9 protein-coding genes are annotated in these 12,931 nt (G+C 67.0%); 6 read left to right on the top strand and 3 right to left on the bottom strand.

The features are described 5' to 3' along the window. Positions 1-25: 25 nt before the first annotated feature. On the bottom strand, positions 26-2,050 hold the full coding sequence (locus tag ACODRV_RS03895; protein WP_488907489.1) for a TonB-dependent receptor: 2,025 nt from the start codon (positions 2,048-2,050) through the stop codon (positions 26-28). Between the two features lie 106 nt (positions 2,051-2,156). On the opposite strand from ACODRV_RS03895, the gene ACODRV_RS03890 reads away from it, so the two are divergent. The 4 genes from ACODRV_RS03890 (at position 2,157) to ACODRV_RS03875 (ending at position 6,208) form a co-directional block, all read left to right on the top strand. Further along, entirely contained in the window at positions 2,157-2,642 is a 486-nt protein-coding gene (locus ACODRV_RS03890; protein ID WP_488907488.1) for a Fur family transcriptional regulator, read from the top strand. 130 nt (positions 2,643-2,772) lie between these two features. Beyond that, a complete protein-coding gene (locus ACODRV_RS03885; protein WP_488907487.1) occupies positions 2,773-3,591 on the top strand; it encodes an alpha/beta fold hydrolase in 819 nt (272 codons plus the stop codon). Between the two features lie 81 nt (positions 3,592-3,672). Next, on the top strand, positions 3,673-5,175 hold the full coding sequence (locus tag ACODRV_RS03880; RefSeq protein WP_141628016.1) for a CoA-acylating methylmalonate-semialdehyde dehydrogenase: 1,503 nt from the start codon (positions 3,673-3,675) through the stop codon (positions 5,173-5,175). Positions 5,176-5,284: 109 nt separating this feature from the next. Further along, positions 5,285-6,208, top strand: a complete 924-nt coding sequence (locus ACODRV_RS03875) for a hypothetical protein (RefSeq protein WP_488907486.1) — start codon at positions 5,285-5,287, stop codon at positions 6,206-6,208. Positions 6,209-6,215: 7 nt separating this feature from the next. Here ACODRV_RS03875 and ACODRV_RS03870 read toward each other — a convergent pair whose 3' ends face one another. Further along, positions 6,216-7,379 carry an aminotransferase class V-fold PLP-dependent enzyme gene (locus ACODRV_RS03870; RefSeq protein WP_488907485.1) on the bottom strand — a complete coding sequence of 388 codons (1,164 nt, stop codon included), beginning with the start codon at positions 7,377-7,379 and terminating at the stop codon, positions 6,216-6,218. 123 nt (positions 7,380-7,502) lie between these two features. Beyond that, positions 7,503-10,358, bottom strand: coding sequence for a preprotein translocase subunit SecA (gene secA, locus ACODRV_RS03865; RefSeq protein WP_488907484.1), 2,856 nt, complete (start codon positions 10,356-10,358; stop codon positions 7,503-7,505). 235 nt (positions 10,359-10,593) lie between these two features. On the opposite strand from secA, the gene ACODRV_RS03860 reads away from it, so the two are divergent. Together ACODRV_RS03860 and argJ are read left to right on the top strand one after the other, a co-directional pair. After that, the gene (locus ACODRV_RS03860) at positions 10,594-11,529 is read left to right on the top strand and encodes a peptidylprolyl isomerase (RefSeq protein WP_488907483.1); all 936 of its coding nucleotides are present in this window, start codon (positions 10,594-10,596) and stop codon (positions 11,527-11,529) included. After that, a complete protein-coding gene (gene argJ, locus ACODRV_RS03855; protein ID WP_488907482.1) occupies positions 11,526-12,923 on the top strand; it encodes a bifunctional glutamate N-acetyltransferase/amino-acid acetyltransferase ArgJ in 1,398 nt (465 codons plus the stop codon). Before ACODRV_RS03860 ends, argJ begins: the two co-directional genes overlap by 4 nt. Positions 12,924-12,931 lie beyond the last annotated feature (8 nt).

The raw sequence follows: 12,931 nt of genomic DNA, 5'->3' as shown, positions 1-12,931 counted from the left end.
AACGGGCTCGCCTTCCTCTTGTGTCCTAGAAGCGGTAGCTGACGCCCACGCGCAGGTTGCGGCCCGGGAGCGGGGCCACATCCTTGAGGAAGCTGACGTGCTCCCGCGCTTCCTCATCGGTCAGGTTGTGCGCCTCGGCGAAGACCGAGACGTTCCTGTCGGCGAAGGGCCGCCAGGCGCCCGACAGGTTCACCAGCGTGTAACTGTCGGTGCCCAGTTCGTAGTCGGCCAGACGATCCTGCTCGCCGACGTGGCGAACTTCGAAGGTCGCGTCGAACGGCGTCGAGGTCCAGGCCAGACGGCCGGTCACGCTGTACGGCGGGATCCGGGCCGCGGGCCCCAGATCGGTATCGGCATGGACGTAGTCGGCGGCGCCTTCAAGTGACAGCGCGCGATCACCCGAGCTCCACAGCTCATACGAGGCTTCGGCCTCGAAACCCCGGAACTCCGCGTCTGTCTGGGTGAACTGGAAGATCGGGAATTCCTCGCCGTCGTCGACGAAGGTCGCGCCGGTCGGGCGTTCATCGATGAAGCCGTCATACTTCGACGCATACACGTGCAGGTCGCCGCGGAAGCGGCCCGCGTCGAAGTGGATGGTGCCTTCGAGGGTGGTGACCTTTTCGTTGTCCAGCGTCACATCGCCTGTCTCGTAGACAGCGGTGGCGACGTGCAGGCCGTCGGCGAACAGTTCGACTTCGGACGGCGCGCGCTCATTGTGCGCCAGGCTCAGGCCCAGGAACAGATTGTGGGTCGGGCGGATGAAGGCGGCCGCCGAGCCGGACCAGTTGTCAAAGCTGCGATCCACGCGGGCGCTGCCGTCCAACGGATCGGCGGCGAGGGTGCGGCGATCATAACGCAGGCCGCCCTCCAGCCCCCAACCGTCCCTGTCCAGACGCTGGACCGTATAGATGCCCGTCTCCTCGATCTTGCTGGAGGGCACGAAGGCCTCATCGCCGATCGCCTCGAAGGTGCGCGACAGCGCCTGTACGCCGATCGCCCCGTTCCAGCCGTTCCGCTCACGCTGGACCAGATCGATCCGGCCTTCCTGACCGTCGGAGTTGAAGATCGTGCCGGGCTCGCCCGGACCCTCAAACTCGGTGTGAGTGTACTCGGCGTGGCCGGCCGACCCGCGCACCGCCTGGAACGGGCCGCTGTCGAAGCGCAGCTCGCCGCGCACGTCTTCACGCGTCTGCTTCAGCTCGATGAAGACGTCCGGCTCGGCCACGGTGCCGTAGGTCGATGAGAGGTCCTTGTACGACGCGCCGATATAGCCGCGCGACCCGATATATGACGCGCCCAGGCCCCAGCTTTCCAGTTCGGAGAAGCTGTTCGGCTGCGTGCCGCCATCGCCGCGCGAAATGCCCTCGGCGTCGGCCAGCCGTTGCGAGATCGCGGGGGCCGGGATGTCGTAGTCCGAGGCGTCCTTCTTGATCCCATCCAGATTCACGGCGATGGGGCCGAGCGCGAAGGTGGCGCGGCCCGAGGCAGCCCAGCCGTCATCGACGCTGGACGCCTGGGTGGAGACCATGCCGTCCACACCGTCCGGCAGGCGGTCCGGGATGCGGCCGTCCAGAACGTTCACGACGCCGCCGATGGCGGTGCCGCCGTAGGCCAGGGTCGCCGGCCCCCGCACGATCTCGATCCGGTTGGCTTCAGCGGGGTCAGTGGCGACCTGGTGGTCCGGGGAGACCGAGCTGGCGTCGATCAGGCCGATGCCGTTGGTCAGAACCTGAACCCGAGGGCCCGACAGGCCCCGGATGACCGGGCGGCTGGCGCCCGGCGCGAAGTCGGTAGAACGCACGCCCGGCAGGCCGTTGAGCAGATCGCCCAGCGAGGCGGCGGGCGCCTGGGCGAGGGCTTCCTGATCGACCACGGTGGTGGCGATGGTGGTGGCGCGCTGGTTGATTCCGAAGGGAGCGCCGGTGACGACCACTTCATCCAGTTCAGTCGCAGGTTGTTGCGGAGCGGTCTGGGCGGCGGCGGCGCCGGCCAGGGCGCTCCAGCCGAGGGCGGTCAGGAGGGCGGCGCGGGAAACTGCGGGGAGGGTCATCGGGGAACTCTGGCGGGAAGGAAGCTAAAGTGTTATGAGATAACATCACATTCCGTCAAGTCGCTTCCTGTTGCGGCGGGCGGGGGGAAGCATTAGCTGTCAATCCATGGGCGACGCCTGCCATCACCATCATCACGACGGTCCGCCGTCAGCCGACACCGTGGCCTCCGCTCTGGCTGCCGCCGACGCGCGTCTGACCGGAGAGGGCGAGCGCATGACCGCCGCCCGCATGCGGGTGCTGGAGCTGCTGCTGGCCGCCGGCGAGCCGGTGAAGGCCTATGACCTGATCGCGCGTTTCGGCGAGGACGGCCAGCCGGCCAAGCCGCCCACAGTCTATCGCGCGCTGGAGTTTCTCGAGCGCAAGGGGCTGGCTCACCGCATCGCCTCGATCAGCGCCTATGTGGCCTGTTCGTCCGGCGCCGTGGATCATTCGGCGGCCTTCCTGATCTGTGACTGCTGCGGCGCTACCGAAGAAATCCCGGCCGCGATCGCCGAGGGCCTTAACCGGGCCGCCGCCGATGTCGGCTATGTGATCGAGCGCACCACCATCGAGGCGCACGGGCGTTGCCCGGCCTGTCGGACCGCTGCCTGACGCCGCATGGCGTCGGTTTTTCTGGAAAACGCTTTCGCGGGCCTCTATCTCTGGGGCCATGGACGCGATCCGGCTCTCCCCGCCCCGTCGCCTGAGCCTTCCGGTCGAGAACCGGTGGGGCGCCGGCGCCATGTCCGTTCTCGATTTCGGCGACCCGAAGCGACCGGTGGATCTGGTCTTCGTTCACGCCAACGGCTTCAACGCCATGACCTATCGCACCCTGCTGGCGCCCCTGTCGGGCACGCTGCGCATCTGGGCGCCTGATTTGCGCGGACATGGCCAGTCGGACTTGCCGGCGAACACGGCCGGTCGCCGGGGCTGGACGGACCATCGCGATGACCTGACCGCGCTGCTGGAGGGACTGGATGGGCCGCCGGTGGTTCTGGCCGGCCATTCCATGGGCGGAACCTCATCCCTGCTGGCCGCCGCCGAGCGCCCGGACAAGGTGTCGAAGCTGGTGTTGATGGACCCGGTCATCTGGGGCCGGCTGACCGTCGGCCTGTTCCGGTTGCCGCTGTTCGACCGCATGGCTTCTCACATCCCGCTGGTGAAGGGGGCGCTGAAGCGTCGCTCGGTGTTCGAGAGCCGGGAGAAAGCCCTCAGCGGCTACATCGGTCGCGGCGCCTTCCGGGGCTGGCCGGAAATGATGATCGCCGACTATCTGACCGACGGTCTGGTCGAGACGTCCGACGGCTTCACCCTGGCCTGCCGCCCCGATTGGGAAGCCTCCAACTACGCCGAACAGTCCCACGATCCGTGGACGGCGATGAAGCGGCTGGATCGCCCGGTGCGTATTCTGAAGGCCGAGGCCGGGTCCACCTGCTCGGTCGCGACGGACCCGCGTCGCCTGCCGAACGTCACCGTCGAGGCCGTCCACGGCGGCACGCATTTCTTCCCGATGCTCAAGGCCGACGTCGCCCGCGACGCCCTGTTCGACGCGGCGGTCTGACGCCCCGCTGGCGCCCTTCGACGCCAGCCGCTAAACCGCGCCCACAAGAACAAAAGTTCGGTTCAGGGAAACGCCTTCATCATGCGTGATATCAACCACTTCATCGGCGGCGCGTCGTTCGTCGGCGCCTCGGATCGCTTCAGCGACGTGTTCAACCCGAACACCGGCGAGGTTCAGGCCCGTGTCCAGCTGGCGACGACCGGCGAGGTCGATCGCGCGGTTCAGGCCGCCCAGGCCGCCTTTGACGGCTGGTCCTCGACCAATCCCCAGCGCCGCGCCCGGGTGATGTTCGAGTTCAAGCGTCTGGTCGAGGCCAACATGAACGAGCTGGCCGAGCTGCTCAGCTCGGAGCACGGCAAGGTCATCGCCGACTCGAAAGGCGACATCCAGCGTGGTCTGGAAGTGATCGAGTTCGCCTGCGGCATCCCTCACGTCCTGAAGGGCGAGTACACCCACGGCGCCGGCCCCGGCATCGACGTCTATTCGATGCGTCAGCCGTTGGGCGTGGTCTCGGGCATCACCCCGTTCAACTTCCCCGGCATGATCCCGATGTGGATGTTCGGCGTGGCCATCGCCGTCGGCAACACCTTCGTGCTGAAGCCGTCCGAGCGTGACCCGTCCGTGCCGGTCCGTCTGGCTGAACTGATGATGGAGGCGGGCGCCCCCGCCGGCGTCCTGAACGTCGTGCATGGCGACAAGACCGCCGTCGACGCCATCCTGACCCACCCGCTGGTTCACGCCGTCAGCTTCGTCGGCTCATCCGACATCGCCCATTACGTCTATCAGATGGGCGCCCAGCACGGGAAACGCGTCCAGGCCATGGGCGGCGCCAAGAACCACGGCATCGTCCTGCCGGACGCCGATATGGATCAGGTCATCAAGGACCTGTCCGGTGCGGCCTTCGGCTCGGCCGGCGAGCGTTGCATGGCCCTTCCGGTGGTGGTGCCGGTCGGGCAGAAGACCGCCGATGAACTGCGCGAGCGCATGGTCGCCGAGATCGACACCCTGCGCGTCGGCGTTTCGACCGACGCCTCGGCTCACTACGGCCCGGTCGTCACCGCCGCCCACAAGGCCCGCGTCGAAGGCTGGATCGATCAGGGCGTCAAGGACGGCGCCGAGCTGGTCGTCGACGGTCGCGGCTTCAAGCTGCAGGGCCATGAGAACGGCTACTTCGTCGGCCCGTCGCTGTTCGACCACGTGAAGCCGGACATGGAATCCTACAAGGAAGAGATCTTCGGCCCGGTCCTGCAGATCATGCGCGCCGCCAGCTTCGAGGAGGCGCTGAGCCTGCCGTCGAAGCACCAGTACGGCAACGGCGTCGCCATCTTCACCCAGAACGGCCGCGCGGCCCGAGACTTCGCCGCCCGTGTGAACGTCGGCATGGTCGGCATCAATGTGCCGATCCCGGTGCCGGTCGCCTATCACACCTTCGGCGGCTGGAAGCGCTCGGCCTTCGGCGACACAAACCAGCACGGCATGGAAGGCGTGAAGTTCTGGACCAAGGTCAAGACCATCACCGCTCGTTGGCCGGACAGTGAGTTGGAACACGCCGACAGCAGCTTCGTCATCCCGACGATGGGGTGACGCTAACGACACGGCGCCGAAGAGGATTCACCTCTTCGGCGTTCGCGGCAGCGCTTTTCGGTGTTAGGCGTTAACGTCTTCGCACTGTGAAGCTGGAGCGCTCCCCCGCATGCGTCGCTTTTTCGTCTGGTCCGCCCTCGCCGCCGTGATCGGCCTCGCCCTCGCGGGCGGCGGCTACTGGGCCTACTGGAATTTCTACGCCCGCTTCCAGCCGGTGACGGTGACCCGCAATCAGGTCGAAATTCAGCGCCTGCTGGACGAAAGCTCATGGATGTCGGCGGGCGGCGGCGGGCAGGCCCTCTACATCATCGGCTACCGCGACAGCGCCGCCATGCAGCGTTTCGAGCGGGAGGAGGGGCCCAAGCTGCGGGCTGCCGGGGTGGAGGTGCGGGTTCTCGTCTTCGCTCGTCCGGATCGTGAAGGCATGCAGCAGTCGACGGCGGCCGAGCGCGCCACCGTGGCCGAGCTGTGGCTGACCCGTGACTGGGTGCTCTACGAGCGCTGGACGGCGACCCCGGTGAACAACTGGACCGCCGCGGGCATTCCGGCGGCGGACGGCAATCTGGCCCGGGCGGCGGTGGTCGATGCGGGACGTGACTTCGTCAACCAGCTGAGCCGGAACCTGAGTGAAGCCGGGCTCCAGACCCGCTATCCGCTGATTATCTGGCGCGACCGCGAGGGCTTCATGAAGGCCTGCGCCTGTTCGGACGCCCGCTCGTGGGCCTTCATCCGCGATGATCTGGACGCCCCGGATCGCGTGGCTCCGGATATGCCCGCGGTGGACGCCAACGGACAGGCGCCTGTGGCCTATCCGGAGGGTGGGCCGGCTCCCCAAACCCTGCCTTATCCCGCCCTGCCGCAGGTCACGCCGGTTCCCGGCCAGACCCCGACGCCGGTTCAACCGGGCCAACCCGGACAACCGGCCCAGCCCGGTCAGGCGACGCCGGCCCCGACGCCCGCGCCGACCAATCGCACCCCGGCGCCGCGAAAGGCGCCTGAGGCCCGCCAGCAGGACGAAACGACCTTCTTCTAGAGGCGGGTCAGAGCACTCTCGCGCAGATCGCGATCAGGCGCTCGATGTCCGCCTCATCCTGATACAGGCCGAAGCCGAAGCGGATGACGTCGTCGCGCACATCCGTCACCACGCCGGCGTCCAACAGTCGCTTGCGCCAGTCCTGCGCGTCCGGGTGCCGGAAGGCCATGAAGCGGGCTCGGTCGCCTTCACCGTCGAGCGGGTTCAACAGTTCGGCTTGGCCCAGTCGTCCGGTCCGCCCGGCCTCAACGGCGTCCTGAAAGGTCTGCATCAGGCCGCGGGCATGGGCGGCGACGTCGGCGGTGGTCAGGCCGGCCTCGTCCAGCATCCGGCGCACGCCGTTGAAGCGATAGAAGGGCGTCGCTTCCAGCGTCGCGCCCCAGAATCGACCGCCGTCGGTCCGGTACCGCACCCCGCCGGGCGGGCCCTCCAGATCGCCGAACTCGGCGAACCAGCCGGTGATCACCGGCCGGGGGCAAAAGCCGTCCGGGGCGTGCAGGAAGCCCGCGCCTTCGCCTGACATGGCGTATTTGTACCCACCCGCGACGTAGAAGACCCTGTCCGCAACCGCCGACAGATCGGTCGGCGTCGCCATGAAGCCGTGATAGCCGTCGATGACCACCCACGGGCCCTCCGGCCGCGCCAGTTCGGCCAGGTCGGCGATCCCGCTGAACACCTGCCCGGTGCGGAAGAAGACCTGACTGACCACGATCAGATCGAAGCTTCCGGCCTTCGCCGCCGCGATGAAGCGAGCCTCGAAGGTGTCGAACGGATGCAGCGGGATGCGGGTTATCACCGCCTCGCCCGCCTCCTCCCAGCGCTCGCCCTGACGCCGGAACGAGTGGAACTCGCCATCGGTCGACAGAATACGGACCGGCTTCGTCTCCACGCCCGAGACGATGCGCAGCAGGAATTCATGGGTGTTCGTCGCGAACACCACGCTGTCGGGCGAGGGGAGGTTCAGTTCCTTCGCGACATGCTTCTGGGCTTCCGGAATGACCTCTCCGAAGATCAGGTCCCATTTCCGGTCGGCGAAGCGATTGGCCTCGACCCACGCCCGGACCTGTCCGTCAAAGCTGGCGTCCGGCCACAGATGATGGCTATGCGCGGCGAAATGCAGCCGCTCCGGGTCCAGACCGAGGGCGCGCGAGAACAGGAACTTGTAGCTCATGGCCGGACCTTAACCGGTTCGTCCGCCGGCCGAAACGGAAAGAGGCGGGCCATCGCTGACCCGCCTCCCACTCAACAGGTTGTCGCCTCAACGGGTCGCGCACAAGCAGCGCGGCGGCGTCCCTTAAATCAAGCTTCCGTGGCAGTGCTTGAACTTGCGGCCCGAGCCGCAGGGGCAGTCGGCGTTGCGCGAGGTGCGCTCCCAACCGACCGGCAGCACGTCCACCGGCAGGCGCGAGCGATCATCGCCCTGAAGCGCGCCTTCCGGCAGCTGGGCGAGCGGGTTGCGCATCTCGTTCTCGCCGGTGCCGGGGTTCAGATGGATTTCCTGGAACTCGGGCATCTCCATCGCCGGCGGCTGCTCGAAGCGGAACTCGACAGTCATCAGCCAGCGGGTCACGTCGTGACGCAGGTTGTGCAGCAGCGATTCAAACAGGTTGAAGGCTTCGGTCTTGTACTCGTTCAAGGGATCGCGCTGGCCATAGCCGCGCAGGCCGATCACGCCGCGCAGGTGGTCCAGCTGAACCAGATGTTCGCGCCATTGCATGTCGATCATCTGCAGCAGGAACTGGCGCTCCAGACTGCGGATCTGGTCGGCCCCGACCATCTCGATGCGTTCGGCGGCCCGGGCGTCGGCGGCCTCGTTGATCCGCTCCTCGATCTCCTCGTTCGAGACGCCTTCCTCGGCGGCCCACTCGGCCAGCGGCAGCTCGAGGCCCAGCGTCGAGCGGACCTTCTCGTCCAGACCAGCGATGTCCCACTGCTCTGCATAGGCCTTGGGCGGCATGTGGCGCTCGACCAGGTCATTGACCACATCGGCGCGGAACTCGTTGACCAGTTCGGAAAGATCGGTGGAGTCCATGAACTCCTGACGCTGCTCGAACACGGCCTTGCGCTGGTCGTTCACGACGTCGTCGTACTTCAGCAGGTTCTTGCGGATGTCGTAGTTGCGGGTCTCGACGCGCTTCTGGGCCTGTTCGACCGCCTTGTTCAGCCAAGGGTGGCTGATCGCCTCGCCCTCGGCGACGCCGAACGATTTCATGATCGAGTCCAGACGGTCGCCGGCGAAGATGCGCAGCAGGTCGTCCTCGCAGGACAGGAAGAATTTCGACGTGCCCTTGTCGCCCTGACGGCCCGTGCGCCCGCGCAGCTGATTGTCGATCCGGCGGCTTTCGTGACGCTCGGTGCCCAGGACGAACAGGCCGCCCGCGGCCATCGAGATTTCCTTCTGGGCGCTGATGTCGGCCTTGAACTCGGCTTCCTTGGCGGCTTCCATTTCCGGCGTGACCTCGATGGCGAGGTTGCGCTGCTCCAGACGCCACTTCTGCATCCGCATCTCGAGGTTGCCCCCCAGCTGGATGTCTGTGCCGCGTCCGGCCATGTTGGTCGCGATCGTGACGGCGCCGGGCAGACCGGCGTCCGCGACGATATAGGCTTCCTGCTCGTGCTGGCGGGCGTTCAGGACGGCGTGCGGAATGCCGCGCAGCTTGACCTCATACTGGATGTCGTAGGCGGCATCGCCGATCTTCTCGGCTTCCTTGGCCTTGCCTTCGAACTCCTTCTTCAGGGTCCGGCCGGTCTCGACCTTGTAGACGAAGTTCTTCAGCAGTTCGGACAGGACCTCCGACTTCTCGATCGACACGGTGCCGACCAGAACCGGTTGCCCGGCCAGATGGCGTTCGGCGATCTGGGCGGCGATGGCGAGGTTCTTCTCGCGCTCGGTTCGATAGATTTCGTCGTCGTAGTCGATGCGCTGGATCGGACGGTGGGTCGGAACTTCAAGGACGTCCATCTTGTAGATGTCCATGAACTCCTGGGCCTCGGTCGCGGCCGTGCCGGTCATGCCCGAAAGCTTTTCGTAAAGGCGGAAGTAGTTCTGGATCGTCACCGAGGCCAGGGTCTGGTTCTCGGGCTGAATCTTGACGCCTTCCTTGGCCTCGATGGCCTGGTGCAGGCCTTCGGACAGACGGCGGCCCTGCATCATCCGGCCGGTGAACTCGTCGATGAGCATGATCTCACCGGCCTTGATGATGTAGTCCTTGTCCTTTTGATACAGGGTGTTGGCGCGCAGGGCCTGGTTGATGTGGTGGACCAGGGTGATGTTGGCGGCGTCGTACAGGCCGGTGGTGTCCTCGGCGAACAGACCGCGCTCTTCCATCAGCTGTTCGACCAGCTCCGAGCCCTTTTCGCTCAGCAGGGCCTGCTTCTGCTTTTCGTCCAGATCGTAGGTCGACTTGTCCTGGATCAGGTCCTTGATGATCGCGTCGACCGTTACATACAGGTCCGAGCGGTCCTCGGTCGGGCCCGAGATGATCAGCGGGGTACGGGCTTCGTCGATCAGGATCGAGTCGACTTCGTCGACGATGGCGAAGTGGTGCGGACGCTGCACCATCTCGCGACGGTCATAGACCAGATTGTCGCGCAGATAGTCGAAGCCGAATTCGTTGTTGGTGCCGTAGGTGATGTCGGCCGCATAGGCCGCCTGGCGCTGGCCCTGCGACAGACCGTTTACGATCACGCCCACTTCCAGGCCCAGGAAGCGATAGACGCGGCCCATCCATTCGGCGTCGCGACGGGCGAGGTAGTCGTTCACGGTGATGACGTGCACGCCCTTGCCTGACAGGGCGTTCAGATAGGCCGGGGCGATGGCGACCAGGGTCTTGCCTTCACCGGTCCGCATTTCGGCGATGCCGCCGTCGTTCAGGATCATGCCGCCGGTCAGCTGCACGTCGTACTGGCGCTGTCCGAGCACCCGGCGCGAGGCTTCGCGGGCGACCGCGAAGGCGTCGTTCAGGATCTTGTCGGTCGTCTCACCGGCGGCCAGGCGGTCCCGGAACGCATCCGTCATCATCCGCAGCTCGTCGTCGGAGAGGGCGGCGTACTTCTCCTCCAACGCGTTGATCTTCTGAACGCGGCTCATGAAATCCTTGACCTTGCGGTCATTGGACGAGCCGAAAATCTTCTTGGCGAAGCCGAGCATGGAGTATCCGAAGGCGGTCGAGCGAATGGCTCTGGTACGAGGTCCCGGAAGGGCGGCGAGCGGACGCCGCTGAGAGGCTCCGACGACGGCGGCCCGGTGCGCCCGTGACAGGCGCGCGCGAGGGCCGCGCGAACGATCGAAAACCCCTCGACTTGGGCGCAGCCGGGACTTAAGCACCGCCCTTATCCCTGTCAACGCGAGGGCCTTTCGCCGCCCGCAGACGGAGCGCGTCCGCATGAGGTCTTCCCGCGTCCTGTTTCCCCTGCTGATGGCGCTTGCGCTGACGGTCGCCGCCTGCGGCCGGGGCGGCGGTTCGGATCGCTCGCCGGAGCCCGGTGATCGCGCCGTGGCCCGGGTTCAGGACGAGACCATCTGGGCCTCTGACGTGAAGCGTGAGGCCGTGGCGCAGGGTTTGGTGGGCGAGGGCGAGCCTCTGGATGTGTCCTCCGCCCTGTTCCGGCGTGTTCTCGATGAAGTGATCGACCAGAAGCTTCTGGCTCGCGAGGCCGAGCGTCGGGGGCTGGACAATTCACCGCTGGCCCAGCGCCGGCTGGCTGCGACCCGTGAGCGCATCCTCGGCGACATGTTGGTCGAGACCGTGGTCAACGACCGGATCTCGGACAAGAAGATCGAGGAGATTTATCAGGGTCAGCTCAATCTGGCCCGGACCTCCGAGGAGGTGCGCACGCGGCTGATCCTGTCGCGCACCCGCGCCGAAGCCGACGCCGTCGTCGGCGTGCTGGGGCAGGGCGCCGCCTTCGAAGCCGTGGCCATGGAGCGTTCGATTGACGACGCCACCCGTTTTTCAGGCGGTGATCTCGGCTACCTGACACCGGACGTCATGCCGGAGGCCTACCGAAACGCCCTGCGCGACCGGCCTGCGGGATCGACCGTCGGCCCGTTCCAGACGGAGGGCGGCTGGGCTGTCCTGCGGGTCGAGGATCGCCGTCGAGAAACCCCGCCGACCATGGATCAGGCCCGCCCGCAGATCGTGCGCTACCTGACCTATGAGGGCGTGCGTCAGTTGCTGGAGGACTTGCGCGGCAAGGCGTCGGTCGATGTGCTGCTGGGTGGCGACGGGGCGACGTCGCAGGAACCCGCCTCCGCCCCTCCGGCCGACGCACCCGCACCGAATTCTCCAGCTACTCCAGTTCCCGCCAAGGCCCGATGAGCAAGACGCCCACCCCGACCGGTCGCGGTTCGACCGGCCAGAAGATCGAGCAGGCGCTGGAGAAGGCTCTGGAGCCTGTGGCCACGGCCATCAAGCGGGCCACGACGTCGTCGAAGCCCGTGACCGCGCCTGCGCCGGCCGCGCCGGGCAAACCGGGTCTGGAGATTTCCCCGCTGGCCGTGCCCTTCCCGACCATCCCGCCCATCGGGGGTGTCGAGATCGCGACCGGTCGGGCCGGCTTCTACAAGCATGAGCGCGAGGATTTGGTGGTGTTCAGCTTCGCGCGCGGCACGACCTGCGCCGGGGTGTTCACCCGCCACAAGGTGGGGTCCGCCCCCGTGGACTGGTGCAAACGTCACCTGGGCGCCGAGGACGGCGGCAAGGACGTGCGGGCGCTGGTGGTCAACGCGGGCTGCGCCAACGCCTTCACCGGCAAGGCCGGGGCTGACGCCGCCCGGCGCACGGCCTCGGAGGTCGCCAAGCGTTTCGGCTGCCGCCAGCGCGACGTCATGCTGGCCTCCACCGGGGTGATCGGCGTGGTGCTGGATGATCGCAAGATCGCCGCCCGTCTGCCCGAGATCGAGGCCGGCCTCGACGCCGACAACTGGGCCGCCGCCGGGCGGGCCATCATGACCACGGACACTTTCCCCAAGGGGGCCTACGCCGAGTGCGAGATCGAGGGGCACAAGGTCCGCATCGCCGGCATCGCCAAGGGCTCGGGCATGATCGCGCCGGACATGGCGACCATGCTGGCCTTCATCGTCACCGACGCCGCCATCTCGCCCGCCGTGCTGCAGGCCCTGCTGGGGCTGCATGTCCGCACGACCTTCAACAGCGTGACCGTGGACGGCGATACCTCGACCAATGACACCGCCCTGCTGTTCGCCACCGGAACCTCGGGCGCGCCGCGCATCGGCCGGGTCGGTGACCGTCGCCTGAAGGATTTCAGCCGTGCGCTGGACGAGGTCATGCTGGATCTGGCTCACCAGCTGGTCCGTGACGGCGAGGGCGCGACGAAATTCGTCAAGATCACCGTGGACGGCGCCGCCAGCCCCGCCTCGGCCCGCAAGCTGGCCAAATCCATCGCCGACAGCCCGCTGGTGAAGACCGCCCTGGCGGGCGAGGACGCAAACTGGGGCCGCGTGGTCATGGCCGTCGGCAAGACCGAGGAGCCGGTCGACCGCGACCGTCTGATGATCAAGTTCGGGCCCCACGTCGCCGCCGTCGACGGCGCGCCTTCGCCGACCTACGACGAGGCCAAGATGAGCGCCTATATGAAGAAGCCGGAGATCGACATCACCGTCGATGTCGCTTCGGGCCGGGCCTCCGCCACCGTCTGGACCTGTGACCTGACCAAGCGCTACGTCGAGATCAACGGCGACTACCGCTCGTGACCGAAGGC

This window comes from Brevundimonas sp. FG8, from assembly GCF_057808845.1.
Note: the sequence above shows the minus strand (reverse complement) of the source record. Positions and strands in the feature narration are given on the sequence as shown.